Origin of the sequence: Achromobacter pestifer (genome assembly GCF_902859625.1) — a bacterium.
In the GTDB taxonomy this organism is placed as follows: Bacteria; Pseudomonadota; Gammaproteobacteria; order Burkholderiales; family Burkholderiaceae_B; genus Achromobacter; species Achromobacter pestifer.
This window is the reverse complement of sequence record NZ_CADIJX010000003.1, coordinates 813,871-840,814: the sequence shown is the minus strand read 5'-3', so window position 1 is coordinate 840,814 and position 26,944 is coordinate 813,871. Positions and strand designations below refer to the sequence as shown.

Sequence of the window (26,944 nt, the reverse complement as noted above, 5' to 3'; positions counted from 1 at the left end):
GGCCGGCCGATGCAGGGGCTTCATGAAATTGTGGTCTTTACGCTGGAATCAAGATGCCTGATCAACCTGACCTCATCAAGCTGATCTTCGGTCGACTGACCTGGGACGCCATTCCCCTTCACGAACCGATCCTGCTTGCCACCTTCTTCATGGTGGCGGTCGGCGGCATCGTCGTGCTGGGCTCCATCACCTACTACAAGAAATGGGGCTACCTGTGGCACGAATGGTTCACCAGCATCGACCATAAGAAAATCGGGATCATGTATGTGATCCTGGGCATCGTGATGCTGCTGCGCGGCTTTGCCGACGCCATCATGATGCGCTTGCAGCAGGCGGTTGCCTTCGGCGATTCGGCTGGCTACCTGCCCCCGCACCACTACGATCAGATCTTCACCGCGCACGGGGTGATCATGATTTTCTTCGTGGCCATGCCACTGGTCACGGGGCTGATGAACTACATCGTTCCCTTGCAGATCGGTGCACGCGACGTGGCCTTTCCCTTCCTGAACAACTTCAGCTTCTGGATGACCACCGGAGGCGTCATCCTGGTGATGATGTCGCTGTTCGTCGGCGAATTCGCCCGCACCGGCTGGCTGGCGTATCCACCGTTATCGGGGATCATGCAAAGCCCGGATGTCGGCGTCGATTACTACATATGGGCCTTGCAGATAGCGGGGGTGGGAACCCTCCTGTCCGGCGTGAACCTGCTGGTCACCATCGTCAAGATGCGCGCCCCCGGCATGACGATGATGCGCATGCCCATCTTCACCTGGACCGCGCTGTGCACCAACGTGCTGATCGTGGCCGCCTTCCCCGTGCTGACCGCCGTGCTGGCGCTGCTGTCCATGGACCGCTATGTAGGCACCAACTTCTTCACCGCGGACTTCGGCGGCAACGCCATGATGTACGTGAACCTGATCTGGATCTGGGGCCACCCCGAGGTCTACATCCTGATCCTGCCCGCCTTCGGCATTTTCTCGGAAGTGGTGTCCACCTTCTGCAGCAAGCGCCTGTTCGGCTACGCCTCCATGGTGTACGCCACGGTCGTGATCACCGTCCTGTCCTACCTGGTGTGGCTGCATCACTTCTTCACCATGGGGTCGGGCGCCAGCGTGAACTCGTTCTTCGGGATCACCACCATGATCATCTCGATCCCGACCGGAGCCAAGATCTTCAACTGGTTGTTCACGATGTACCGGGGCCGCATCCGCTTTGAAGTCCCGATGTTGTGGACGATGGGCTTCATGGTGACCTTCGTGATCGGCGGGATGACGGGCGTGCTGCTGGCCGTGCCCCCGGCCGACTTCGCGCTGCACAACAGCCTGTTCCTGATCGCCCACTTTCACAACGTCATCATCGGCGGTGTGCTGTTCGGCCTGATGGCCGGCATCACGTACTGGTTTCCCAAGGCCTTCGGCTACAAGCTGGACCCGTTCTGGGGCAAGTGCTCGTTCTGGTTCTGGCTGGTGGGTTTCTACGTGGCGTTCATGCCGCTGTACGTGCTGGGGCTCATGGGCGTGACCCGCCGCGTGAACCACTTTGAAGACATGTCGCTGCAAATCTGGTTCCAGGTGGCGGCTTTCGGCGCCCTGCTGATCGCGTGCGGCATCGCCAGCTTCATCATCCAGCTGGTGGTCAGCTACCGCCGGCGCGACCAGTTGCGCGATGAAACGGGCGACCCGTGGGGCGGCCGCACGCTGGAATGGTCCACGTCGTCGCCTCCGCCCAACTACAACTTCGCGTTCACGCCCCGCGTGCATGACCTGGATGCCTGGTGGCAGATGAAGCAACACGGCTATGAGCGGCCGCAGCAAGGCTTCATCCCCATCCATATGCCCAAGAACACCTGGGCCGGCATCGTGCTGGCGGCGATCAGCGTGGTGATGGGCTTTGCGCTGATCTGGCACATGTGGCCGCTGGCCGTGCTGTCGTTCGCGGCGCTGATCCTGGTGTCCATCGTTCATACCTTCAACTACAAGCGTGACTACTACGTGCCCGCCGATGAAGTGGTGCGCGAAGAAGACACCCGCACGAGGTTGTTAGCAAAACATGTCTGATACCTTGGCCCCTACCCTGCCCGGCGGCGTCACGCCGCCCCCCGAACCCGTGTTCTACGTCGCGGGCGAACATCACCCCAAGAACGGCACCCTATTGGGGTTCTGGGTCTACCTGATGAGCGACTGCCTCATCTTCGCCTGCCTGTTCGCCACCTACGGCGTGCTGGGCCGAAACTATGCGGCGGGCCCGTCAGGCGCCGACCTGTTCGATCTGCCCCTGGTGGCGGTGAACACTTCGCTGCTGCTGCTTTCGTCCATCACCTATGGCTTTGCCATGCTGGAGATGCGGCGCAACCGCGTCGGCGCCACCCAGCTGTGGCTGGCGGTCACCGGCATCCTCGGACTGGGCTTCCTGTCGCTGGAACTCTATGAATTCGCGCACCTGATCCACCAGGGCGCCGGCCCGCAACGCAGCGCCTTCCTGTCGGCCTTCTTCACGCTGGTTGGCACGCACGGTCTGCACGTCACCTTCGGCATCGTCTGGCTGGTGACGATGATGATCCAGGTGCGGATGCACGGCCTGATCCCCGAAAACCGCCGTCGCCTGATGTGCCTGTCGATGTTCTGGCACTTCCTGGACCTGATCTGGGTGGGCGTGTTCACCTTCGTATACCTGATGGGAGTGCTGCCATGACCGCGCACATGGATCATCTGGCCGACTCCGGGCATCACGGCCACGGCCATGGCGGCGGCCACGACCACCACGACGACGATGATGGCGCCGGCCACGGCACCCTGAAAAGCTATGTGACGGGCTTTGTGCTGGCCGCCATCCTGACGGCCATCCCGTTCTGGCTGGTCATGGACCGGGTATTCGCCAATTCGCGCACAACGGCGCTGGTGATCCTGGCCTTTGCCGTAGTGCAGATCGTGGTCCACATCGTGTATTTCCTGCACATGGACGCCAAGTCCGAAAGCGGCTGGAATATGTTGGCGTTAATATTCACCCTGGTGCTGGTCGTAATCACGCTCAGCGGGTCAATCTGGATCATGTATCACTTGAACTCCAATATGATGCCCATGTCCATACACGACATGCGGAATATGCCCTGATGGCAGCAGTAAAAGACACTCACTCCGGCGACACCTCCCGTAATCCGCGCAGCAAAACCACCCTGGTCATCCTGGGGGTGGTTGCTGTTGCGTTGTTCGCGGGCCTGTGCGCCCTGGGCACCTGGCAGGTGCACCGTCTGGCCTGGAAGCGCGACCTGATCGCGCAAGTCAATCAACGCGCCCACGCGGCTACCACGCCCGCGCCCGGCAAGCGGGATTGGCGGGCCTTGACCTTCAACAATGCCGAATATCGTCACGTAGCCGCTTCCGGCACCTTCCAGTACGACCGCCAGACGCTGGTCCAGGCCGCCACCGAACTGGGCAGCGGCTACTGGGTCATGACCCCGCTGCAATTGCCCGAAGGCGGCACGGTCCTGGTCAACCGCGGCTTCGTGCTGCCGGAATGGCGTAAGAACCAGGCCACGGCGACGCAACCGCCGGCAGAAGGAAACGTCACCGGCTTGTTGCGCATGGGCGAACCCGGCAGCGGCTTCCTGCGCAATAACGATCCAGCGGCCAACCTTTGGTATTCGCGCGACCTGCCGGCAATCGCCGCCGCGCGCGGCCTGACCGACGTCGCCCCCTACTTCATCGATGCCGACGCGGCGTCCAGCCCAAGCCGGGACCCCGCCAAAGCGCCCGTCGGCGGCTTGACCGTGCTGAGCTTCCCAAACAATCATCTGGTCTACGCCATCACCTGGTATGCGCTGGCGCTGATGATTGTCGTTGGCGTGGTGATCTTCGTGCGCGAAGAAAAGCGCGCTCGCGGCAAGGCCTGATCGTCATCAAAAAAGCCGTGGCGCCCTTCCAGGCGCCACGGCTTTTTTACGTCACGAGAAGCGCTTAGCGACCGGGCCAGCCGATGCTGCCCGGCTCTGGGCACACCCACGAGCCTTGCAGCCGTTCCCGAATCTGGGCCAGGCTTTGCTCCAGCAGCAGGGTGCCATCGCGGAACACGGGGATCAGCGCGCCCCCCTCGGCCTGCTCGGGGGTCTGCTGATCATGCAGCACATAGCCCGTCGCCGTTTCATCGACCCGCAACAACCCCTTGGCCGACCGCTTCACGCCCGAGTCGGTGACCGGATCCTTCACCAGTTCCTGGGGTTCGCCATTGACTTCGGCATAGGTCGCCTTCAGCGCCCAGCCGAAGGTATCCCGCGTCAGGTACTGATAGGTGTAGGAACCGATGCCCAACACCACGTTGCCCGATGCAAAGCCCTTCTTTTCCAGGCGGACCAGAATGTCGCGGCCGCGGGCCAGGGTGATGGAATCGCCGTAGATCAGGCCCACGTGCGAGTCCAGCAACTTGTAGCCCTGGTCCGTCATCACGCCACCGAAGATGTCCCACAGGCATTGCACTGCGCCTTTCACTTCCGCCTCGCGCAGCGCTTGGCCTGCACGCGCGTCCTCATCCAGCAACCAGTAGCGGCCGGTGGCGGCATCACGCACCGCCTCGAACCCGTCCTGGCGGGCGGCGGCCAATGCGCCAGCCGCGTCCACGCTGGGCACGTCCGTGCAGAAATAGCCGGTCAGGATCTTCACGGGATCGCCCGAATCGGGGCGGAAAACAACCTTGGCGTTGCCGAAGGAACCAGGCACCCGCGCCAGGATTTCCGGCTTCAAGGCCGCGGCGAATTCCGTCACCACTTGCCAGAAGTCCCAGGTGTCCGACACGACCGACACAATGCCACCCGGGTAGACCTGCGTGACCAGACGGCGGATGGTCTCGATCTCGCCTTCCTTGCTGCCCAGGCACATGACCGAGTGCTCGGTCGCGGGCACCGAGCCCCCGATCAGTTCACGATCGGAATCCGCGCCGTAAAGATCTTCCAGATAGTCGATGGCCGGAATCGTGTCGGTGCCGGTGAACGACAGCAAGTGGCCCGCGCCGCACTTGCGGGCGTCATGCAGGCCCGCCATGCCGCGCATCGAGAAATCGTGCCCCTGCCAATTCACGAAATCCGACGGACTGCCAGTCAGGCGAGCGAAATAGGTCAGCAGCTTGCGGTATTCAAAAGCAATCGTGGCGACGGTGGACGCCTTCCAGGATTCGCAGCTGAACAGCGTCTCGATATAGGTCACCAGCCAGGCGAATTCCGGCCGGGTATTGATGAAGGTGACGGGCGGGACGCGAATATCCACGCGCGCGCCTTCCGGCACCGAACGGATTTCCAGCGGCAGGTAACCCAGTGCATACAGCGCCTGCAAGTGGTCCACGGTAACCGCGCCCTTGCCCAGCGCGTTGTCCACGCGGCGTTGGTATTGGCGCACCGCGACACCCGCGGGCTTGCCGAAGAATTCGCGGTTGAACAGATCAATCAAGATTTCCTTGATGAACCCTTGCAGGCCGAACCAGACGATCTTGTCGTCGAACAGTTCGGGCAGCACCGGCGCCAGCCGGGCCGAACGTGGCGTGAAATTGGCCAGGATCTTGTTGGTGCCCTTCGGATACTGGAAGGGGTGGCCCGTCTTGTAGAAATCGGCTTGCAGGAAGGGATTGATGCCGTTCTTGACGGTGAGGGAATCGGGGGCATTCATGGCGTGGTTCCTTCTTAGTTGGCAAGCGCCGGGTTGACTCGCACCGGGGCGTCCAAGCCCGCGCTTTCGGTCCAGTCATAAGCGGTGAAAATGCCCGCATAGCGCGCATTCAGTTCCGTCAGGCCATGGCTGAAGATGCCATGCGTGACGTACAGATAGATGGGTTGGCGCGTCTTGTCGCGCAGGGCGGCCGCCAGTTCCAGGAAAGTACGGCCACCGTCGCAGATATCGTCCACGACCAGCACGGGCTGTTCGGGGATATCGTCAGGTACGCGGGTTTCGGTGATCCGGCCGGTTTGCGTATCGCGAACCTTTTCCGCGTAGCGAACGTCGGTCACGCCCAGTTGCTTGGCCAGCGCCTGCACCCGCTTGCGAGCGCCGGCGTCCGGTGCCATCAAGGTCACGCCGTTGGCAAAAGCCGGGGCGGACAGCGCCCGTTGCACGAAGGCGGTGGCATCGATCACCCGGACGCGCTGCAACAACGCCGGCGTCACATCGCTGTGCGGCTCCACCACGGTCACGGTGGCGTACTGCTGGTCATTGATCAGCTTGCAGAACACGGCGGCACCCAATGCCTCGCCAGGATTGCAAACCCTGTCCTGCCGCGCATAGGGCACGTAGGGCATGTCCAAGTGCACCGGCACGGCAGGGTTCAGGCGACGCAGCGCGTCCGTCAACATCAACAACTGCATGACGTCATTGGCTGATTTCAGCAAGGCATGGATGCGGAATTCGCTGGACGCATCCGCCTGGGCCCGCAATGCGGGCGGAACCGTGACCTGGCTTTCGCCGCCTGGGAACACAAACGCGGCGGGCGTGTCGCGTTGGCGCTTTCCTTCAACTACCGCAGTGATGGTGAACATGATGCTTCCTTAGTGGCACTTTAGAACTAAGTTGTGCCAGTATAAACCTGCTTATTGTTAATATGCAACTATGTTGATTTTCGACGCGGCCAGGGCAGATGCCAAAGAGGCTATCCGACGCTGCGGTCGAACAAGGCGAAGTCTTTCAACCGGTACAGGCGCGCGGGACGCTGCGCGCCCAGCACGTAGTCTTCGGTGGCTTCCAGCACCCCCCAGGCTTCCATCTTCCTGCGGAAATTCGACTTCTCAAGCGGAGTCTGCAAGATGGCTTCATACGTGTGTTGCAGCTCGGTCAGCGTGAAGCATTCCGGCAACAGGAAGAAGGGCAAGGTGGAATAGCTGGATTTGCCACGCAGGCGGGCGACGGCCGCGGCCACGATGTCCGCATGATCAAACGCCAGCGGCGGCAGCGCGTCCACGCTCACGAAACGGAATTCGGCCTGCGCCGCGGCTTCCAACTCGGCCACCGGCACCAGCGCGACGTAGGACACAGACAAGGACCATTGGCGCGGGTCGCGATCAGCGCCCGAAAACACCTGTAGTTGTTCCAGATAGCGCGGTTCAAAACCCGTCTTGTCCCGCAGCACGCGGCGGATGCTGGCTTCGGTGTTGCCGTCTTCATCCGTGTGCACCACCCCGCCCGGCAACGCCATGCCCCCTTTGAAAGGCGCGCGGTCGCGCTGATGCAAGGCGATTTCAAGGCCGCCTGCGCGCAAGGTCAGCAAGACGGCGTCGACGGTGACAAGAGGCAGTGGATAGTCCACGGGGCGGTTCCGTAAATGTAGCTTCGGGGCAAGATGCCACTATGAGGCCAAACGGTCAATCGCTGCCCTGCAACAGAAGCTTTCCGCAGGCCAATCCAAAGGCCGATAATTAAGCGAAATAGCCGGAATATCACACGTAATAAGCAGAAAATAACGTAAGTGTTTTACACTACGGGTTGGGAACACCGCTAGGCAGCATGCCGAGCGTGCTGTTCCCTTTGTTTTTTCCAACCCAAATTCCAGGAGACTTCCGGATGAAAAAGACGCTGCTCGCCGCTGCGATGCTGACCGCTTTCACAGGCATCGCTCAGGCAGAACCGTCAGTCACTCTCTATGGTGTCATCGACACCGGCATCGGCTACAACAAGATCAAAGGCGACGGCTACAGTGGTAGCAAGCTCGGCATGATCAACGGCATCCAGGCCGGCTCCCGCTGGGGCCTGCGCGGATCCGAAGATCTGGGAGACGGATTGCGCGCCGTCTTCAAGCTGGAAAGCGGCTTTGATTCCGGCAACGGCCAACGTGGTCAATCCGGCCGCCTGTTCGGCCGCCAAGCCACCATCGGCCTGGCCAACGACGCTTGGGGCTCGCTGGAATTCGGCCGCCAAGCCACGATCGGCTCGAACTACCTGGCCGACATCGACCCCTTCTACACCAGCTACACCCAATCCAACCTGGGCCTGGGTTTCAGCGCGGCCAACACCATGCGCTGGGACAACATGGTCATGTACCGCACCCCGTCGGTGAACGGCTTTGAATTCGGCGTGGGCTATTCGTTCAACGCGGATGACACGACCGCCGACCAGACGGGCTTCCGTACCGCCGACAACACGCGCGGCATCACCGCCGGTCTGCGCTACGTGCAAGGCCCGCTGAACGTGGCGCTGACGTACGACCAATTGAACGGTTCCAACCGCGGCAATATCGACAGCAACGCCACGCCGCGCCAGTACGCGCTGGGCGTGTCGTATGACCTGGAGGTCGTGAAACTGGCCGCCGCTTACGGCCGCACCACCGATGGCTGGTTCGTTGGCCAGGATCTGCCCGCCGGCACGCCGTTCAGCGACGAATTCGGCACCAACCGCTTCGTGAATGGCTTCAAGGCCAACGCCTACATGCTGGGCGCGACCCTGCCGGTTGGCGGCGCCAGCAGCGTGTTCGCCTCGTGGCAACACGTGGATCCGTCCAACTCCAAGTTGACGGGCGGCAACGCCAACATGAACGTCTACAGCGTCGGCTACACCTATGACCTGTCCAAGCGCACCAATCTGTACGCCTACGGTTCGTATGGCACGGACTATGCGTTCATCGACGGTCTGAAGAGCACTGCGGGTGGCGTGGGCATCCGCCATCAGTTCTAAGCTTCAATCCGCTAGGAAAAAATGCCGGGCGCATCGTGCGCCCGGCATTTTTTTGTGCGCCGCCGGCAAGACGCCTTGCCAGATGGGCCATGCCGGCGCCCGGGAACCGGGAATATCAGCCGCGCGCCTGTGCGCGTTCCAGCAGTTGGATGGTGGCTTTCTGGCCGCGCTCGCGCGCATGCTGTAGCGGCGTGCGTCCGTCTCGGTCAGCCAGGTTCACGTCGGCGCCGTTCTCGATCAGCAACGCGACAATCGCTTGATGGCGCGGCCCGCCATCGCTCAGGATGATGGCTTCCAGCAGCCCCGTCCAGCCCAGACGATTCACATGATTGGGATCCACGCCGGCCTCAAGCAGCGTTTTCACCACTTCGACGTGACCGCGCTCGCACGCCGGGATCAGCGCCGTGCCGCCATAACGGTTGGTGCTTTTCAGGTTGGCCCCGTGGATCAACGTCAACGCCAGGATCTCGCGATAGCCTTGCGCGCCCGCCAATAGATAGGCGCTGTCCTGCATCTGGTTCTGCGCGTTCACGTCCGCGCCAGCCTCGATCAACACACGTGCGGCCTCGGCGTGATTGCCCTGCGTCGCGCGTAGCAGCGCCGTATTGCCTTGCGCATCCCCCGCCTCCAGCGGCGCTCCCTGGGCCAGCAGCTCGCGCACGCGCGCCGTCTCGCCCTGCGCCGCGGCCTCCCGCAAGCGCGCGGCAGGATCCTCCGCCGCCAAGGCGCCCGCGCCCATGGCGCTCAGCGCCAGCACGACGCAGGTCCGCCAGAAGTTGATGAGTGTCATGGCGCGTCTCCTCCAGTCTGAATCAATGGAGAATTATGACCAAGCGCGCCCGCATCTGGAAATCCGCGTCATATTTCAGCAGTGCAATACGCAGGAAACACGGGCCAGTCATGATTGGATACCATTCCATCGATGCCATAGCCGACCCATGAACCAGAATCCTGACCCGCGCGTGCCCGCCCTTCCTCGACCCCGTCTGCGCTCCGTCCAACGCCTGCTGGCCGTGGCCCTGCTGCCGCTGGCGCTGGCTGCCTGCAATAGCAGCGACGATGACGATGTCGCGGAAACCCCCGTGGTCACACCGCCTCCGGTTGTCGTGGACCCGACGCCAGAAGTCGACACGCGCAACCAGGCTTACCTGACGGCCAAGGCCGGCGACGTCATCAAGGTGACGATCGAGGAATTGCATCCGACCCAGGCCGCCATCGGCTATGACCAGATCTACTACAAGCTTGGCCGTTGGCAAGGCGACTTCAGCCGCACCACGTGGGCAGCGGATCCCGTCTTGCAGCTGGACTATCTGAATCGCACAGTCGGCAAGAAGTTCGAGGACTACTGCGAGGACATGGGTGGCGTCACCACCACGCAAAAATTTCAAAGCATCGCCGACATCCAGGCAGCTCGCCTGGACAAGCCCGACACGTTCGCCTGCCAGAAGGCGCCGGGCACCGAGACCGCGAACCTGAAGACCGTCGTGGTGGGTTGGGACGGCAACCTGTACCTGACCGACGGCCATCACACGTTCTCGTCGCTGCGCGCGATTTTCGATGGCGGAGTCAAACTGCCCGTCTGGGTCAAGGTTGATGCCAACTACAGCAACCTCGCCTCGTCCGCCGCCTTCTGGCAGCGCATGGTCGATGAACGCCGCGCCTGGCTGCGCGACGGCCAGAATCAACCCATCACCGTGGACCAGTTGCCCAGCCGCCTGGGCCTGGCCAGCACCGACGAACCCGGTGGCATGCAGGAAGACCGCTACCGTTCGCTGGTGTACTTCACCCGCGACGTTGCCTACAAGAATGGCAGCCTGCCGGAATTCGCGGAATTCCTGTGGGGTGATTGGCTGCGCCGCCAAGTGGCCAGCGGCCAGCTGTCCGCGCTGGACCAGTACAAGATGGTGGCGCCCGCCACGCCCGCGCAGATCCTCGCGGTCAGCACGATGAACTCGTCGGCCGCGCCCACCGGCGCCAATGACAGCTATGCCGCCGCCGTGCGGGACGCATCCTTGAAGATGGGCGCGCTGGCTCCGAGCGACATCGTTTTTGAAGACCGTACGGCAGCAAGCCTGGGCGGCATTCCGCTGGCAGCGAACGTCGCCGCCAGCGTGTCCATCAAGGACCAGCGCGATGCGTTGGAAGAACTGCCCCGCAACGATGTCAAGACAGGCAGCACGCCCGAAGGCACGCCGCGTGGCGCCGGCAAACTGTGGTTCGCCGTCAACTACCGCGCTTGCGGCAAGCCCGCGGCAGGAACCTGCTGGGGCTGGTGACACGCGGGCCGCTGCTTTTCGGGAATCGTGCCGTTGGCGATTCCCGAAAAACACAGCACGATCGGGGGCTTATCCCAGGGCGCATGCCTGTGGATACGCCCCCGATGCGGTTTCTGTACTGCGGTCTGATGCCAAATTCTGCCGTTTATCGCCCTATTGCGGCCTGTGTATTTTTCGCGCGCATCGAGTATCTTGTGGCTCTTCCCGACCTTTCCGAGACCCTGTCAATGAGCATCGATTCCTCTTTCTCCCAGAGCAAGAACGCAACGCCCAGCGCGGACGCTTTTCTTCAGTTCCTGGTTAACCTGGTGAACAACGGCAGCCAGATCGAGAGCATCGGCGTGACGTTGCAGATGGGTGGCATGCTGGTATCGGGATCGATCGTGTCAGGCGCGGAGTACTTTGACCGTTTCGCCGCCAGCTTCACTGATTCGCTAGGCATGCTGGACGCGGATACCCGCACAAGCGTGCATGCGTCCTTGGCCGAACTGGGAGACGTCTTCCGCGTGCCGCAGCCCGCCGATCCGCTACCCAACTACATCCACCTGGCCGATGCCTTGTTTTTCGCGGCAGACGGCACGCCTGTCGCCGGCCAGCCCACGCTATGGCGTGGCCGAACCAGCTCGGTGGACGGCTTCATCCTGGGACGCCTGCAATCGGGCGTGGCGGACTAAATCACCGGCATCAAGCCTGTGCCCGGAGCCTCGGCTCCGGACCTGCCCCACCTTATTCCGTAAAGCGGGTGGTGGACGCCGTAAATGAACGCCATGCGTCACTGTCGGCTTGCAACCAGACGTTCAGGCAGTCGGGGCTTAGCGGCACGGACAACACCGTTCCGCGAAATAGCAAGTCGCTGTGCATGCGCATCCAGGCGAAATCACGGATGTCGTCAACGCCGCTGGCGACAACTTGCAGACCGGCGTTGCGGGCGCGCGCCATCAGCGTAAAGAAATGCCCTTGCAGGAAGCGGTTCTCAAACAACCCCGGGGGTACATTCAGATGCAGGCCCTCGGTGTGCAACACACCGTGTTCCAACGCCTTTCCGTTGGAGCTACAGGGCATCAAACGCACGCGCAAACGCGACTGAAACTCGGGATAACGCGCCAGGCTATCGGTGCAATTCGACAGCTTGGCGCTCAGCGGCAATGTGAACGTCATTCTGGCTGCTGGAATCATCAGAGGCGCGATGCCGTCGTAGCAGGTTTGCTTGTTGACCCATAGCGTGTTGTCGACCAGCCCGATGCCTAGTTCGGCGCATAGGCGTTCAGCCGGACAGCCACCGCCATTCACATCCAGGGGGTGCTCGAATGACAAGGGGATCGGCGGTTTGAATTTCTTGAAGAATGCCACGCTGGCAGCCAGCCCTGCCCCCAAACCGAAGGGCTTCAGCTCCCCCCGCTGAGAGGGGCGGTTGCGCCCCTGCACGGCATACTCATGGACGTGCCCCTGCGACGTGAAGACGGGCTGAAAACGTAGCAGGGAGGACTCCTCATGCAAAGGCCACAGCCGGGTATCGTCCTTCATGGCACCAACCACACTGCCGGCGTGTGCTGAAGGGACTGGACAGTGTCCGCCCATAGCCCCCGGCACCGATTGCTGGCGCAGACCGCCGCGCCTGAGCAGATTCGGGTCAAAGTCATTCTGTTCTCGCTTAAACGTCGAGCCGCTGCGAGGCAAAAGTGGCGCCGTGCCTGAACCCGCCGCGCCGCAACATATTCATAGAGGAATCCATAAGAGAATTGCCGTTCCCTACGAATGGTGCCCAATGACATTGATCGAAAGAACAAGAAAACTCTTAAATCAAGCATGAAAGCGGCCGCCAAGGCGCATGGCGTGGCACGTCAAGGCACCTTTTGAGAAATTAAGCCCTCCCCCTTCATTTTGAGATTCTTCTTATGTTCTTGGTAAGCAGGTATTTCTACGATGGCACAAATGCTGGTAGAAGACCGTGGCGCCCTCGCCCTCGAACCTCAGACCGCGCCACGCGCGGCTTCATTGCTGCTGCACCTGCTTGCAGTGGCTTTGCTCGTCTGTATCGCGGCCGGCGCCACGTTCTATCTGTACTGGGCTTTCAACAATGTCGTGTCTACCTACCGCCGCCACATGAACGCGGCGGCCTATGACGCACAATTGTTCTTCGGCCAGCGTGAATCGCTGCTCCGGTCCATTTCGGCGTCGGCCATACGAAACATCGACGGCATCGGCCAAACGCCATTACGGTTTCGCGGGTCGCGCCAGATCAAAATTCTGGCTCTCAGAAATTCCTCGAGTACTTTTAACTGGGCCTTGGTCTTGACCCAACGCGATCTGCAAAGCGTGAAACAGGCCAACACCAACATAATCTTTGTTTCCCCGCGCGATGCCAGCATGGCGTCAGTGACTTCGCGCGGTCAGGCTGCCCCGGCGGCAATCCCTGTCGAGATCAAGGAATGGCTGACGCAAGCCCTGACTCGCATCGGGTCGGGACCCTTGCCTCAGGGGGAAGCCCAAATCGTCTGGCTGCATCCGCCGCAGAGTGCCACCAAGCGACTCTATCTGTTCACCCCGCTGGATATCTTTCGGCCTGATGCCGGCTGGATTGGGCTTGAAGTCCATGGTGCGGAGTCCGCAGTGGACATGACGCGGATGGGCGCAGGCAACTATGTGCTATTCGACCAGAAAAACCGCGTCGTACTGCAAAGCCCCGACGCCGGCCTCGGGGATCCGACGTTGGCGCGCATCACTCACGAAGACGCATTCGGGCTGCGAGGCCAGGGCTGGCTCCCCGATTACTTGGTTCTGAGCAAATCGATCAGCGTGGATGGCTGGCGCCTGGTGTACTACACGCCGATTACGAACGTCCTGCACGACAATCTCATTGCCTTGCGCAACGCGGCCATCGCGTCTTTACTCTTGATCGCCATCGTCATTCTGCAAATGCGCTACATCCGCCGCCATCTGGTGATGCCAGCGCGACACCAATACGAGGCGCTTGCAGACAGCGTGTCGCTCAATCAGAAACTGATTCAAGTCGCACCTGTCGGATTGTGCCTGCTGCGCCGCTCCGACGGCGCCGTGGTGCTGTCCAATGACATGGCCCGCCGCTGGTTCCAAGGGACTCCCGGTTGGCGCTCAAAGCTTCTGCTGGAAGACGCCATCGAGACTGGCCGCGAACATCATTTCAGCGACGGCCGCAGCGCCTATCTGACGTTCGCGCTGACGACCTATCAGGGCGAGTCCGTCATGCTTTGCGGCATCAGCGATATCTCTGCGTTAAAGCAGGTCGAGCAATCCCTGCTGCAAGCCAAGCGCGATGCCGAAGCCGCCAATCAGGCCAAGACGGCATTCCTTGCCACGATGAGCCACGAGATCCGCACGCCCCTCTACGGCATGCTTGGCACGCTTGAACTATTTTCGCTGACGCAAGTCAGCAGCCAGCAGGCGCAGTACCTTGAGACCGTCCAGCAATCATCGGCGACGTTGCTGCGCACCATCAATGACACGCTGGACCTTTCGCGCATCGAGGCCGGCCGAACGGTGCTGGAGTACGCGCCTTTCTCACCGGTTGATCTGCTGCACAACGTCGTGGCCAGCTTTGCCGCGCGGGCTCAAGCCAAGGGGTTGCGCACCTACGCCGTGGCCGCCCCCGAGGCACCCGCCTCCGTGATTGGCGACAACACCCGCATTCGCCAAATTCTTGACAACCTGGTCAGCAACGCCATCAAGTTCACAGACGCCGGCCAGGTCGTATTGCGCCTGAATATTGGCAGGCGCACTCCAGAAGGAGTGAGCTTGTGCTTTCAGGTCGCCGACACGGGCGCCGGCATCGCGCCGGAGCACCAAGAGCGCTTGTTCGAACCCTACTATCGGGTCGACGCGGACAACACCGTGGCATCGCACGGAACCGGTCTGGGTCTGTCGATCTGCCGCAGCCTGTCCGACATGATGAATGGGCGCATCAATGCAGTCAGCGAGCCCGGCCTGGGCACCAGCATCACATTCGAGATCCGGCTGCCACCCGCGCCGGACAAATCAGACACCGACGACACTGCCCTGGAGGACACCGCCATCTACGTGCAAGGCGCCGTGCCCGAGATCGTGAACAATCTATCCGGCTGGCTGCGCCGATGGGGCGCGGTGGCGCACCCCTTGCCCGTGAATGACGACGCACTGGATACCTCCGCCGTGCTGGTCCATGCGTGGCCACACGTGTGCAAGATCGGCGACTGGCAAGGCGCGCAGGTGATCGTTCACCCACCCGGCCAGCGTCCCAACATTGAAGACGGCCCACACTACTGGTTTGCCAGCGCGTACGATCTGGCCGGCATCAAGCATGCGATCCGATTGGCGCAACGCGGCCTAGCCAGCGACGCCCCCTTGGACCCCAAGGAAACACCCGAAACCCTGGCGCTGCGCGTGCTGGTCGCGGAAGACAACCCCATCAGCCAATTGATCCTGCGCGAACAGCTTGAACATCTTGGCTGCACCGTTGTGCTGGTGGGGAATGGCCACGAAGCCATGAACCTTCCGGACCTGCTGGATTTTGACGTCGTGCTGACCGACCTGAACATGCCGGCGATGGACGGCTATGAACTGACCCGCATGCTACGCATCCGTGGGTACGACCGTCCTATCCTGGGCGTCACGGCGAACGCTTTTCCCCATGAACAACAACGTGCCATGAACGCCGGCATGACCAGTTTGCTGGTCAAACCCCTGGCGTTATCCGCTTTGCATCAAATGCTGCAAGCCGTCAAAGTCCCTCGGGACTAGCCCAGCTGTCTCCCGGCCGTGGCGGGGGTAACGCTACGCCATGGAGCGCGCCCTACCCAACCTCAGACCACTTCCCGCATGTTCAGCCCACGCAAACTGGTAGAAAGCACTACCCGTTCCTTTGCCGCGCAAGCGCGACAAAAGAACCTGCTCTTGTTCTCCACCACCGATCTATCCGTTATCCCTTGGGCAACGGGCGATACGTCAAACCTTCGACAGATTCTCAGCAATCTGCTGAGCAATGCGCTCAGCTTTACTGAATCCGGCCACGTCATCGTTCGGTTGCGTGGCGGTGATCGCACGGACGGAGTGCAGCGGCTAACCTTACAAGTCGTGGATACCGGTATCGGCATCAACCGGGAAGACCAAGCAGGACTTTTCAATTCCGTCCGCCCAATTGGCCATGCCGTACACGGCCGGCGCACCGGCTTGGCCCACTGCGCGCACTTGGCCCAGCTGATGGGTAGCCACATTCGCGTAACCAGTGAACCGGGATTGGGCAGCAGCTTCTCCCTGGACCTGGCGCTACCTGCCTCGGAAGGCGCGGCCGTCGATATCCCCGATCTTCGTGGCATCCGCGTCCTCGTGCGCAGCCCGCATCGTGAACTGAGCAACAACGTCTGTTCATGGCTGTCCCGCTGGGGAGCGAACGCCACCCCCGCAACCGACCCGATTCCCTGCGGAGCATCGGATGACGTGTTCCTTGATCTACTGACCGGCAGCGGTGCCAGGCCCGCCCACTGGACCGGCCACTATCTGTCCACGTGCGCGCCGGGGCCGTTTGCCGCTGACACCATTGAGCCGCTCGATGGATACGACCTGGAGGGCATCGGCTCGGGCATTGCGCGATTGGTCCACGGCACCCCTCTTACCCAACCGCCCGAGGGTGTTCCACCGCAACCCCCCATCCCACACCGATTTCGCCGCCTTTTCCTGGACACCATGCATGACGATTTGGATAAACTAGAACAAGCCATCGCCAGGCGTGATGCGTTTGTCGCGCTACAAGCCTTGCATCGCATGCGTGGCGCGTTGATGATGGTAGCCATGACCACGTTAGCCAATGACATTAAAACCGTCGACACAACGCTCAGGGGTGACGGGTGGAACGAACAGGCTTTTCTGGAAACCTCAAGGCTGGTGCTTGAAATCAGGGATTTCCTGATTCAAGTGTAGTTTCCGAAGCAGAAAATTCCCGCTATTTCACCCGTTTATTTCACAGCGCCATCCCATGGAAAGACTCAGAATAGTCCTAGCCGACGACCACCCGCTGGTGCGGATGGCGATGCGCGATCTGCTGGAACGGGATCTCAGCGTGGAGATCAGCGCGACGTTGTCCAGCCCCACGGCGCTGGTCGAGCATCTGACCCGAGACTTGCCCGATGTGGTCATCACCGACTACTCCATGCCCGGCGATGAAACCTACGGAGACGGCATCCGTCTGATCAAATACCTGACGCGGCATTTCCCTCATCCGCGAGTCGTTGTACTGACCATGGTGTCCAACCCGATGATCATCTCGGCGCTCTATGATGCAGGGGTATCCGCCGTGGTGCTCAAGCGCGATGACCTGACCGAAATCGTGACCGCATTGCAGACGCTGCAAGCCGGCCGCAAGTACTACCCGCCCGGATTTCAACGCGACGGCACCGTGGATTCACGCACCAAATTCATCGGCGAGCGCATCAATAGCCTGTCACCCAAGGAGTTTGAAGTGTTGCGCCATTTCATCCGCGGCGAATCCATGATGCAGGTTGCCGAGACCCTCAAGCGCAGCGTGAAAACCGTCAGCGGACAAAAAATCTCGGCGATGCGCAAGCTGAACGTGCAGACCGACCAGGAGCTGGTGGCGTTTTGCGTGGAAAGCGAGATTTTCCAGTAACTCATTCAGCGCTCCAAGACACTATCCCCCCATCTAAATGCATGGCCCTTGGGCATTCCAGCCCAATCGCAGCAAACCGAGACCCCAGGCATGACGCAAGACGCAGTTGAAACCGTGACGGACCAGAACGTGGATCGCAAGGCCATGCAGGCCTTGATTGAACAAGCAGCGGGCAATCCGCTGTCGTTCCAGGACTGCGACTTCCAAGGTGCCGATTTTTCCCGCCTGGAATTGCAAGGGGCGACATTCACCGCCTGCGCCATTGGAGACACCTCGTTCCAGGGATCCACGCTGGCCGACACCACCTGGGTCCGATGCCGTGGCGGGCGAGCCAATTTTGCCTCGGTTGACGCGAGCGACGCCGTGTTCCAGAACTGCGACCTGAACAACGCCAGCTGGCGCCGCGCCCGCCTGGCGGCGGCAAGGTTCCAGGGCTGCAAATTGACCGGCTCCGATTTCGACGGCATCGCTTGCCTGGGCTGGATCGTGGAGGAATGCCTGCTGGTGGGCGCGCTGCTGCGGGGCGTGTCGTTCCGCAAATCGAACATCATGCAGCTGGATTTCTCAGACGCGGACCTGGCGGGCAGCGATTTCCGCGACACGGTGTTCCATGGCGGCAGCCTGCGCAATGCCAATTTGAAGAACGTGCGCTTTGAAGGCGCCGACCTGCGTGAAGTGGACCTGAACGGGATTGATCTGACCGCCGCCGCGCGGCTGGCCGGCGCCACCATATCCAAGACGCAGGCGGCCGCGCTGTTGGCGGAATTGCGCATCAGCGTGATCTGACACGCACGCGCTGCCCACGGGCCGGAGCCTGTTCAAGGGCTTGACTGCCCGACGGCATGACCGCCGGGCATCTCCCGAAGTCCTACCCCTGCTGCTATGCCTGCGTACCCATCGCGGGATCGCTGACCGTGTGCTTGCCGGTTTCCACGCGCCCGGCAAAGCGGCGGTAGTAGGTCGGATCGGAAGCGCAGGTCACGGCGAAGTCGTACCACTGCCCGCTGCCCTCCAGCGACCAATGGACGGATGCCGTCGCACCGCCCGCCACATTCTGGCGCCATGGCCCGTCCTGGCGGTAGGCCATCGCCGTCACCGTGAAATCGCCCGGGTTGGCGCCCGCGTTCATGAGGTCGGCGTAGACATCGCCATTGGCGATGTCGTAGCAGACGCGGATTTCAGGCGCGACGCCGGTATCGGCGATGCGAGCGGTGTCGCCCTTGAAGTGGCGGTGCATGCCGTTGGGGCCCAACACCCACAGGTCATAACGGCCCAGATTGTCCCGGAACGCATCCCAGGTGTCCGATAGCGACTTTTCCGCCTCGACCACGTAGCGGCGCGGCAGGCGATCCAGGTTGAGGCGGTCATACACGTGGAAAACGGCGGCCTGCCTGCCCGTGTTCGAGAACAGCAACTCGACCATCCCCTCGGCGCTGCAACGCGCGCTGGTGTGCAGTTCGTAGGGCAAGGCGCGCGACGGACGGGTGCCGCTGGCCTGGATCGGCAGTTGCATGTCCGTCGGCAGGGGCATCGCGGGCAAGGCCTCTTGTGCCGTGCGCAACTGATCCACCGCGCTGCGCGTGCTGCGTCCGGCCAAGGTGGGCAGCGCTTCGGTGTTGGGCGTTGCAAAATTGAATGCGCTGGTCAGGTCACCGCAAACAGCCCGGCGGAACGGACTGATGTTGGGTTCCTGAACCCCAAAGCGCGCCTCCAGGAAGCGCAGCACCGACGTGTGGTCGAACACTTGCGAATCGACCCAGCCGCCACGGCTCCACGGCGAAATCACGAACAGCGGCACACGCGGTCCCGGCCCGTAGACGCGACCGTCTGGCGCTGGTTGGGTATGGCTGCCCGCCGGCGCGGGATGCGTGAAGTACTCAAATGCCATGTCGGCGTCGCTGAGTGTCGACTTGCCCGCCTTGCCCGAACCGTCATTGGACGACGGCGCGGACGGCGACGGCACGTGATCGAAGTACCCATCGTTCTCGTCGAAATTCACCAGGACGACGGTCTTGGCCCAGACTTCCGGCACGGCGGTCAGCGCATCCAGCACTTCTTGCAGGAACCAGGCGCCCTGCACGGGACTGGACGGACCAGGATGCTCGCAATAGATGGACGGCGCATTCATCCAGCTGACCTGCGGCAGTTTGCCTTCGCGAATGTCGCGCTTGAAGGCATCCAGGTAGTTCTCCGGCGCCGTACCCGGCAAGGTATTGGCAACGCCCTTGTACAAGGGGTTGTGTGCATTGTCGGTGGCGGCATCGTAGGCGTGATAAGGCAGCGCCTGGCCGGTATTGGCGTACGGCACGCCCGGCTTGCCACCGCTGGATACCGGGAAGCCCGAGGCGATGTTGGCGCGGCGAAATTGCTGGAATGCACCCAGCATGTTGTCGCCCCATTCATCCGGCATGTTCTGGTAGCAGATCCAGCTGACGCCCGCGTCTTCCAGCCGTTCGGCGTAGGTCTTCCAGGTGTAGCCCCTGTTCTGCGACGCGGGGAGTCCGTCGATCCAATCCCATTCATTGTTGACGAACGACGCGCCGCCGGCGGTGGCGCCATTGGTGCCCGTCAAGTGGAAAGAGCGATTGGCGTCGGTGCCGGTGTGCATGGAACAGTGATAGGCGTCACACAAGGTAAAGGCATTGGCCAGCGCGAACTGGAATGGAATCTCGCGTTCTTTGAAATAGCCCATCGAGATGTCGGTCTTTTCCGCAGGCCATTGCGTCATGCGGCCGTGATCCCACGCCGCTTGGCTGTCCACCCAGGTGTGGTGCGCACCGTCCGCGCGCTGCGCGTTGTTGGCGCTGCCGTCCAGATGGTAGGGCGTCAGCACCGCGCCATTGGCGCGTTGCTGCTGCCAGACCTTGCGACCATTGGCCAACGGGATCGTAAAGCGGTCGCCAAACCCGCGTACGCCTTTGAGCGTACCGAAATAGTGGTCGAACGAACGGTTCTCCTGCATCAGGATGATGACGTGCTCCACATCCTTGATGGTGCCTGTGGCATTGTTGGCAGGGATGGCCAGGGCCCGACGAATGCTGGGCGGAAATGCGGCGAGGGCGGCGGCGGCGAAACCTGCGCCGGTGGCAGTCTGTAGGAAATTGCGGCGTGAAGTCATTGGCGGGATTTGGGGTCGTTGAAGGCAGGACGAAACGGACGGGAACAGGCGTCAGTGGCTCAGGGTGCGCAGCGCAGTTGCGGCGCGGGTGGCTGAGGCTGTTCCGTGACGGGAGGTTCCGGATTGGTCGTCGGCGGATCGTCGCTGTCATCGCCGCCACAGGCGGACAGGGTGGTGGCCACGAGCAACGTGACCGCAAGCATTGTTGTTAGGCGTTTGGAGGGCATGGGGAGATCAGAGAGAGGGGAGGAACGAGCTTTCATGCCGCTGTCACCCGGCAAGACCCCGCGAGTCTAGGAATGCGACGTGACAACGCCGTGAATCCCCGCGCGCCACGCGCGGCGGTGATGTATCGGTGTATTTCCGTTGCCGCGCTAGCCAACCGACCGCCGCGCCCCTACACTCGATATCTCCCAGCAAGCCGTCGAAGTCAGCCTGTCTACTAGGAGCAATCATGCTCAACACGGATAGCATTCAAGCGCGGAAGCAACATGGATTGAAAGCCCGCGAACGGGCCAAGCGGTCCTCTCACGGCACGGCCGGCAACACCGACCGGGACCCGATCAAACTCCTGCGCCAGAGCAGCGCCGATCGCGTGGAGGCGCTGATTCCACTGCGCTACGGGCGCATGGCGGCATCCCCCTTCACCTTTTTCCGTGGCAGCGCCATTCTTCAGGCGCACGACTTGGCGGGCACCCCCGTCATGGGCATCAACATTCCCGTCTGCGGCGATGCACACCTGCTGAACTTTGGCGGCTTCGCCACGCCGGAACGACAGCTGTTGTTTGACCTGAACGACTTTGACGAAGTGGCCACGGGCCCCTGGGAATGGGATCTGAAGCGGCTGACGGCCAGTATCGCCATCGCGGGGCAGCACCTGGGCTTCAGCCGCGGCGACGTGGCCGACGCCGTGACGGCGGCAGCTGGCGAGTACCGGCGGCGCATGGCCGAATACGCGCAGAACAGCGCGCTGGACATCTGGTACGAAGGCATCACCTTCGACCGCATGCTTCAGGAGGCGAGCACCCCGCAAGGGCGCCGGCTTATCGCCAAGGCCATGGAGAAGGCCGCCAGCCGTACGCATGAAAGCGTGCTGCGCAAGATGGCGTTCCAGCAGGATGGCCGTTGGCAGATTCGCGATGCCCCGCCCGCCTTGTTCCACCCCAGAGGCCCGAATTCACTTCTGGATCAATCGAACTCCTGGCCCGACACGACGGCCTGGAAGAAGAAGATGGCCAAGTGCTACGGGCACTATCAGGACAGCCTGGCCCCGGATCGCCGTGAACTGCTCAGACACTTTTCAATCCAGGACGTGGTCTTCAAAGTGGTGGGCGTGGGCAGTGTGGGCACGCGGTGCCTGGTCGTGCTGCTGACCGACAGTTGGGACAACCCGCTATTCCTGCAAATCAAGGAAGCCTGCCGCTCAGTGATCGCCCGCTTTACGGCCGCCAAAGCCGAACCCCACGAAGGCTGCCGTGTGGTCAATGGGCAGCGGCTGTTGCAGGCCGCCAGCGATATCTTCCTGGGCTGGGCCAGCGGCCCGCGCGGCCGACACTACTACTTCCGGCAATTGCGAGACATGAAGGTGTCCGCCGACGTCGAAGGATTCGATGCCCGAGTCCTTGCCGGATATGCCCGTCTTTGCGGCTGGGCGCTGGCACGCGCACACGCGAAGGCCAGCGGCCGCGCCATCGAACTGGCGGCGTACATGGGCCGGGGCGACGCCTTTGTCGACGCGCTGGTCGAGTACTCGCAGGAATATGCCCGCCAGAATGAAAAGGACTACCGCGTATTCACCGACGCCTGCCGCTCGGGCAAGCTGCCGCTGCGCACGGACGAGGACATGGCAGCGGACTTTCGGGTGTAAGGCGAGGTCAGCGCCGGCGCAAGAAGCGCTGCTCGACGACGGCGCTGCCCCATTGCCGGCCTTCCGATTCGTCGGTCAGGACAAAGCCCGCTGCCTCGTACAGATGGCGGGCGGCGTCCAACCCTTGGAATGTCCACAGATAGGTCTCGTCGTAATGCGTGTCCGCGAATGCCAGCGCGCGCTCAAGCAGCGCCCGGCCCACACCCATGCCACGCAACGATTCGTCCACGATGAACCAGCGCAGATGAGCCTGCCGGCTGGCCAGATCACCGTCGATCACGATGGAGGCCAGCACCCTGCCCCCTTCCACATACAGCCATATGCCCTTGCCCGGCGCAGGCAACTCTTCGGCGAAGGCGCCGAGTTCGCTGGCGACCTTGCGTTCAAAATACACGCCGAAACCCGAGGCCTGCGCGTAATAGCGCGCGTGCAGACTGGCCACATCGCCGATGCAGCCCGGTACATAGCCGTCATGTATCTGGTCGGCAATGCCGGCCGCCGCCCCCGGCGCCACATTGGGGTTTTCGCGCGAGAGCGCATCGGCGTACAGGGACATGAAACGGATCAGCGATTGCTGGTCGTCCGGCGCCAACTGCCGCAAAGCGCGGGACACCTGATCCGTGGCGAACTGGTCGATCCGCGCACGCAACGCGAGGCCCGCGTCGGTCAGGGCCAGCCGGGAAGATCGCGCGTCATCGCTATCGGTTTCGCGAGCCACCAGCCCCGCGGATTCCAGCTTGGCCAGTTGCCGGCTGGTATTGGACTTGTCCAACCTGAGAATGGCCGCCAGGTCGCGCGCCTGGATGCCCGGCTGCAAACCGATTTCCAAGATGGCATGCACCGCCGATGGCGCCAGATCGCTACCGGCCAGAGACGTGCGCATGAAGCCCAGCTCGCGGACCAGCTTGCGGGAAAACTCACGCAGGTCCTGAATGGTTTGCTCCCGGGACTGGGAGGGAAAATCGATGAGATCCATGGCGGCCCCATAAGTTGCGGTTCGCAACCAATATACTTGCGTGTCGCAACTAAATCAAGGATGCACTGGCACGCGACGCCCAGGGCGGTGTGACGCCGAAATCCGCCGCCACGCGGATCGCGGACACCAGGCCGTCTTCATGGAAACCGTAACCCGCCCACGCCCCGCAGAACCAAGTCCGTGCGCGGCCCTGGATGCGAGCCAGCCGCGCCTGCGCCTCGACGGCGCCGGCATCCAGGATGGGGTGTTCGTACTCGTAGCGGCCCAGCACCCGGTCGGCGGCTGGCTCGCGTTGCGGGTTCAGCGTGACGATCAGGGGGTGCTTGAACGGCAGCGGCTGCAAGTGGTTCAGCAGATAGCTGACCGACATGGGCGCGTCGGGCTGAGGGCCAGCCAGATAATTCCAGGCCGACCACACCGCCCGTCGGCGCGGTAGCAGCGCAGTATCGGTATGCAGGACGGCGACGTTGGGCTGGTAGCGGAAACGCGACAACACGTCGCGCTCGTCTTCGCTGGCATCCAACATCGCCAGCGACGTCGGCGCATGGCAGGCCAGCACCACGGCGTCGAACCGGTCGACCTGTCCCGCACTATGCACCTCCACGCCATCGGGCAGGCGCTTGACGGCATGCACCGGAGTGGCGACACGCACCGACGCGATACGCGGCAGCATCGCGTCGACATATTGGCGCGCGCCCCCCTCCACCGTCTTCCATTGCGGGCGGCCTGCCACCTGCAACAAGCGGTGGTTCAGGCAAAACGACAAGAAGGTGCGCGCGGGTTGGGCCAGCACCATGCTGGGCGGTGTGGACCAGATGGCGCCCGCCATCGGCAGCAGATACCAGTTGCGCATGGCCTGGCCGTAGCCTTCAGCGTCCAACAGATCGCCCAGCAGCGCATGCGGGCCGGATTGCGCCAGATAATGCGCGGCCAGGCGATTGAACCGAAGGATGTCCTTCAACATGCCCAGAAAGGCCGGACGGAATAGATTGCGGCGTTGCGCGAACACCGTGCCCAGACGGGTGCCCGCCCATTCCAGATCGGGTTGCGCAAGCGATACGCTGAACGTCATGTCGCTGGCATGCACCGGAATGTCCAGATGCTGGAACAGCTGCACCAGATTGGGATAGGTCAGGTCGTTGTGCACCAGGAAACCGGTGTCGACCGGATGGCTGACGCCATCCACCACGGCGTCGACGGTATTGGTGTGGCCGCCGACGTAGCGGCCCGCCTCGAACAGCGTCACGTGGAACCTGTCCGATAGCAACCAGGCCGCGCTCAGCCCGGCAACGCCACCGCCAATGACCGCGACGCGGCTGCCTGGTACCACAGGGGGGGAAGAAAGGGTCATTGACGCCGCCTTGCTGTGAACGGACGAAGCCCGATTAAACCACCGCGAGAGAACAACAGCCTGGACGTTTCAGGCCGGCCGTTTGAAGGCGGCCCGGGCGGCCTCGATGGCGGGCTGGCAGACACAGCCGGTCATGTGATCATTGACCATGCCCACTGCCTGCATGAAGGCGTACATCGTCGTGGGACCGACAAACGTCCAGCCTCGTTTTTTCAACGCCCGGGACAATGCGGCCGACGCCGCCGACGTCGGGTTGTGGTTCCAGTAGTCCAGGTCCACTGCCGTCGGCCTATCGCTGGCCGGCGGTTCGTGTCTCCACAACCAGGCCGACAACGATCCCGTTTCCTCGGCCAGCGCCAGCGCTCGGCGCGCGTTGTTGATGGTGGACACGATCTTGGCGCGGTTACGCACGATGGCGGCGTTGCCCATCAGGCGATCCACGTCTTGATCGCCGTAGCGCGCCACCCGTTCAAAATCGAAATCATCGAAGGCTTCGCGAAACGCCTCGCGCTTGCGCAGGATGGTGATCCACGCCATGCCCGCCTGGAAGCCTTCCAGGCAGATCTTTTCGTACAAGCGGCGGTCGTCGACCACCGGCCGCCCCCATTCGTTGTCGTGATAGTCGGGCATGGACGGCTGCCAGAAGCAGCGCGGCATACCCGCTGCGTCCTGGATCAGTCCGGACGGGTCCGGCACGGCGGCCACCTCCAGCATCGTCATTGCTTGCCCGGCACGGGGCAGCTCAGATCGCCTTCCTCGCACTTCAGATAGGCAAGGAGCTCCTTCGTGCGCGCCTGTGTCAACTTATCCAGGCATTGGGTCAACACCATCGGGTAGGCGCTGCCCCCCGTGGTGCCGCTGGATGAAAACGCGCATTCCGCATCGCGGAAAAACAGCCAGGCCTTCTGGGCGGCTTGCAGCTGGGTGGTCGTGGTGCGATCGTCTTTCAGGCGATCGATCACCGTCTTGTAGGCCTTGTTCAGATCAGCATCGGACTTTCGGTAGGCTTGGTCGGCGCACAGGTTCATGTCGGTCTGCGTGGCGGCGTTGGCGCAGTTCAGCGGCTGCGCCTGAGCGCCTGCCGCCAGGATCAGCGCGGCGGCCGTGGCGATCGCGATACGCATAAGCGTTCCTCCTGGTAGTCGGGGTGAATGGACGGTTCCGATGGGAAAGTGTCGCATGGAAGCCCGGGGACGCGCATGTCGCACACGCGCATGTCGCACACGCGCACGTCGCCTAAGATATCGGGCATGAAGATTCAACTGCTCTCCGACCTGCACCTGGAATCCGACCCGACGTTCCTGGCGCAGCCTGCCCCGGGTGCCGACTTGCTGGTGTTGGCCGGCGACATCGGTTCGTATCAGCGAAAGTCAAAACTGACCCGCGACGACTTCGGGCTGGGCAGCTACGCTCCGCGCAACGGCTGGCCCACGCCCGTTGTGTACGTACCCGGCAACCATGAATACGACAACCTGGATTTCGACGAAGCGCACGATCGCCTGCGCGAGCTATGCCACGCCTTGGGCATCCAATGGCTGGAACGCGAAACCTGTGTGATCGACGGCGTGCGCCTGGTCGGCACCACGCTATGGACCGATTTCGACGCACTGGCGGCGGACAGCGACACGTTGGGCGTCGCGCTGACCAAGCGCGCCAAGGCGTTTCGCGCCGCCGACTTCTACCTGGAAAAAGCCCAGATGCAGCGGCACGGCGCCCCCTTCATGGCCGAGCAGATGCGCGAACAGGGCCTGGCCTGTCAGGCGTGGCTGGAGGCTGCCCTGCGCGTGCCCTTCGAGGGGCCAACGCTGGCCATCACCCACTTCGCGCCCACCCTGGCCAGCGCCGATCCGCGCTTCGGCGTGACGCCCGGCACCGCAGGGTTCTGCAACCGTCTGGACGCCCTGCTGCCGCTGGCCCACACCTGGATGCATGGCCACCTGCATTGCCCTCATGACTACATCAAGGACGGCTGCCGCGTCGTGGCCAACCCGTTGGGTTATGCCAAGAAAGGCGAACAGGCGGAGTTCGTGCCTGATCGCCTATGGGAAGTGACGGCCTGACGTTTGCTGCGGATGGTTGAGCCGTG

The 26,944-nt window shown here is 62.5% G+C and carries 24 protein-coding genes; 13 read left to right on the top strand and 11 right to left on the bottom strand.

Translation table 11 applies throughout. From position 1 onward, the window contains the following. Positions 1–53 precede the first annotated feature (53 nt). The 4 genes from cyoB to HV753_RS15390 are packed head-to-tail and all read left to right on the top strand — an operon-like array spanning position 54 to position 3,889. Positions 54–2,057, top strand: a complete 2,004-nt coding sequence (gene cyoB / locus HV753_RS15405; protein WP_175175346.1) for a cytochrome o ubiquinol oxidase subunit I — start codon at positions 54–56, stop codon at positions 2,055–2,057. Then, positions 2,050–2,691, top strand: coding sequence for a cytochrome o ubiquinol oxidase subunit III (cyoC, locus tag HV753_RS15400; protein WP_175175345.1), 642 nt, complete (start codon positions 2,050–2,052; stop codon positions 2,689–2,691). Before cyoB ends, cyoC begins: the two co-directional genes overlap by 8 nt. After that, positions 2,688–3,110 carry a cytochrome o ubiquinol oxidase subunit IV gene (gene cyoD, locus HV753_RS15395; protein WP_175175344.1) on the top strand — a complete coding sequence of 141 codons (423 nt, stop codon included), beginning with the start codon at positions 2,688–2,690 and terminating at the stop codon, positions 3,108–3,110. The genes cyoC and cyoD overlap by 4 nt, the downstream gene beginning before the upstream one ends. Beyond that, positions 3,110–3,889, top strand: coding sequence for an SURF1 family protein (locus HV753_RS15390; RefSeq protein WP_175175343.1), 780 nt, complete (start codon positions 3,110–3,112; stop codon positions 3,887–3,889). The genes cyoD and HV753_RS15390 overlap by 1 nt, the downstream gene beginning before the upstream one ends. A 64-nt stretch (positions 3,890–3,953) precedes the next feature. On the opposite strand, the gene HV753_RS15385 is transcribed toward HV753_RS15390, so the two are convergent. From HV753_RS15385 to HV753_RS15375, 3 genes are all read right to left on the bottom strand, one after another. Then, entirely contained in the window at positions 3,954–5,648 is a 1,695-nt protein-coding gene (locus tag HV753_RS15385) for a nicotinate phosphoribosyltransferase (RefSeq protein ID WP_175175342.1), read from the bottom strand. Between the two features lie 14 nt (positions 5,649–5,662). Then, a complete protein-coding gene (prs, locus tag HV753_RS15380) occupies positions 5,663–6,511 on the bottom strand; it encodes a ribose-phosphate diphosphokinase (RefSeq protein ID WP_175175341.1) in 849 nt (282 codons plus the stop codon). 110 nt (positions 6,512–6,621) lie between these two features. Then, the gene (locus tag HV753_RS15375; RefSeq protein WP_175175340.1) at positions 6,622–7,275 is read right to left on the bottom strand and encodes an NUDIX hydrolase; all 654 of its coding nucleotides are present in this window, start codon (positions 7,273–7,275) and stop codon (positions 6,622–6,624) included. A 254-nt stretch (positions 7,276–7,529) separates the two neighbouring features. Here HV753_RS15375 and HV753_RS15370 point away from each other — a divergent pair, with 254 nt between their 5' ends. After that, positions 7,530–8,636, top strand: a complete 1,107-nt coding sequence (locus HV753_RS15370; protein ID WP_175175339.1) for a porin — start codon at positions 7,530–7,532, stop codon at positions 8,634–8,636. A gap of 115 nt (positions 8,637–8,751) precedes the next feature. Here the strand turns inward: HV753_RS15370 and HV753_RS15365 are convergent, their stop codons facing one another. Then, the gene (locus tag HV753_RS15365) at positions 8,752–9,375 is read right to left on the bottom strand and encodes an ankyrin repeat domain-containing protein (RefSeq protein ID WP_425485900.1); all 624 of its coding nucleotides are present in this window, start codon (positions 9,373–9,375) and stop codon (positions 8,752–8,754) included. 199 nt (positions 9,376–9,574) lie between these two features. Here HV753_RS15365 and HV753_RS15360 point away from each other — a divergent pair, with 199 nt between their 5' ends. Both HV753_RS15360 and gvpU read left to right on the top strand, forming a co-directional pair. Next, on the top strand, positions 9,575–10,912 hold the full coding sequence (locus tag HV753_RS15360; RefSeq protein ID WP_175175337.1) for a ParB/Srx family N-terminal domain-containing protein: 1,338 nt from the start codon (positions 9,575–9,577) through the stop codon (positions 10,910–10,912). A gap of 227 nt (positions 10,913–11,139) precedes the next feature. Beyond that, complete coding sequence (gene gvpU, locus HV753_RS15355; protein ID WP_175175336.1) at positions 11,140–11,586, top strand: gas vesicle accessory protein GvpU; 447 nt, start codon at positions 11,140–11,142, stop codon at positions 11,584–11,586. A gap of 52 nt (positions 11,587–11,638) precedes the next feature. Here gvpU and HV753_RS15350 read toward each other — a convergent pair whose 3' ends face one another. Beyond that, positions 11,639–12,436 (bottom strand): hypothetical protein, encoded by a 798-nt coding sequence (locus tag HV753_RS15350; protein ID WP_175175335.1) that lies wholly within the window; start codon positions 12,434–12,436, stop codon positions 11,639–11,641. A 408-nt stretch (positions 12,437–12,844) separates the two neighbouring features. Here HV753_RS15350 and HV753_RS15345 point away from each other — a divergent pair, with 408 nt between their 5' ends. The 4 genes from HV753_RS15345 to HV753_RS15330 all read left to right on the top strand — a co-directional run bounded on the left by HV753_RS15345 (position 12,845) and on the right by HV753_RS15330 (position 18,332). After that, on the top strand, positions 12,845–15,664 hold the full coding sequence (locus tag HV753_RS15345) for an ATP-binding protein (protein WP_175175334.1): 2,820 nt from the start codon (positions 12,845–12,847) through the stop codon (positions 15,662–15,664). A 78-nt stretch (positions 15,665–15,742) separates the two neighbouring features. Next, positions 15,743–16,840 (top strand): ATP-binding protein, encoded by a 1,098-nt coding sequence (locus tag HV753_RS15340; protein ID WP_175175333.1) that lies wholly within the window; start codon positions 15,743–15,745, stop codon positions 16,838–16,840. Between the two features lie 55 nt (positions 16,841–16,895). After that, positions 16,896–17,546 carry a response regulator gene (locus HV753_RS15335; protein WP_175175332.1) on the top strand — a complete coding sequence of 217 codons (651 nt, stop codon included), beginning with the start codon at positions 16,896–16,898 and terminating at the stop codon, positions 17,544–17,546. Positions 17,547–17,636: 90 nt separating this feature from the next. After that, complete coding sequence (locus tag HV753_RS15330; protein ID WP_175175331.1) at positions 17,637–18,332, top strand: pentapeptide repeat-containing protein; 696 nt, start codon at positions 17,637–17,639, stop codon at positions 18,330–18,332. A gap of 94 nt (positions 18,333–18,426) precedes the next feature. Here HV753_RS15330 and HV753_RS15325 read toward each other — a convergent pair whose 3' ends face one another. After that, on the bottom strand, positions 18,427–20,664 hold the full coding sequence (locus HV753_RS15325) for a phosphocholine-specific phospholipase C (protein ID WP_175175330.1): 2,238 nt from the start codon (positions 20,662–20,664) through the stop codon (positions 18,427–18,429). A 59-nt stretch (positions 20,665–20,723) separates the two neighbouring features. Continuing rightward, positions 20,724–20,891 carry a hypothetical protein gene (locus HV753_RS15320; protein ID WP_175175329.1) on the bottom strand — a complete coding sequence of 56 codons (168 nt, stop codon included), beginning with the start codon at positions 20,889–20,891 and terminating at the stop codon, positions 20,724–20,726. A 227-nt stretch (positions 20,892–21,118) separates the two neighbouring features. Here HV753_RS15320 and HV753_RS15315 point away from each other — a divergent pair, with 227 nt between their 5' ends. Continuing rightward, positions 21,119–22,531, top strand: a complete 1,413-nt coding sequence (locus tag HV753_RS15315; RefSeq protein ID WP_175175328.1) for a DUF2252 domain-containing protein — start codon at positions 21,119–21,121, stop codon at positions 22,529–22,531. A gap of 7 nt (positions 22,532–22,538) precedes the next feature. On the opposite strand, the gene HV753_RS15310 is transcribed toward HV753_RS15315, so the two are convergent. The 4 genes from HV753_RS15310 to HV753_RS15295 all read right to left on the bottom strand — a co-directional run bounded on the left by HV753_RS15310 (position 22,539) and on the right by HV753_RS15295 (position 25,982). Next, on the bottom strand, positions 22,539–23,507 hold the full coding sequence (locus tag HV753_RS15310) for a bifunctional helix-turn-helix transcriptional regulator/GNAT family N-acetyltransferase (RefSeq protein WP_175175327.1): 969 nt from the start codon (positions 23,505–23,507) through the stop codon (positions 22,539–22,541). Between the two features lie 49 nt (positions 23,508–23,556). Further along, positions 23,557–24,858 (bottom strand): NAD(P)/FAD-dependent oxidoreductase, encoded by a 1,302-nt coding sequence (locus tag HV753_RS15305; protein ID WP_175175326.1) that lies wholly within the window; start codon positions 24,856–24,858, stop codon positions 23,557–23,559. Positions 24,859–24,927: 69 nt separating this feature from the next. Further along, positions 24,928–25,578 (bottom strand): DNA-3-methyladenine glycosylase I, encoded by a 651-nt coding sequence (locus HV753_RS15300; protein WP_246288285.1) that lies wholly within the window; start codon positions 25,576–25,578, stop codon positions 24,928–24,930. Beyond that, positions 25,575–25,982 (bottom strand): lysozyme inhibitor LprI family protein, encoded by a 408-nt coding sequence (locus tag HV753_RS15295; RefSeq protein WP_175175325.1) that lies wholly within the window; start codon positions 25,980–25,982, stop codon positions 25,575–25,577. The genes HV753_RS15300 and HV753_RS15295 overlap by 4 nt, the downstream gene beginning before the upstream one ends. Before the next feature lie 126 nt (positions 25,983–26,108). On the opposite strand from HV753_RS15295, the gene HV753_RS15290 reads away from it, so the two are divergent. Further along, positions 26,109–26,918 (top strand): metallophosphoesterase, encoded by an 810-nt coding sequence (locus HV753_RS15290; protein WP_175175324.1) that lies wholly within the window; start codon positions 26,109–26,111, stop codon positions 26,916–26,918. The last annotated feature ends 26 nt before the right edge of the window (positions 26,919–26,944 follow it).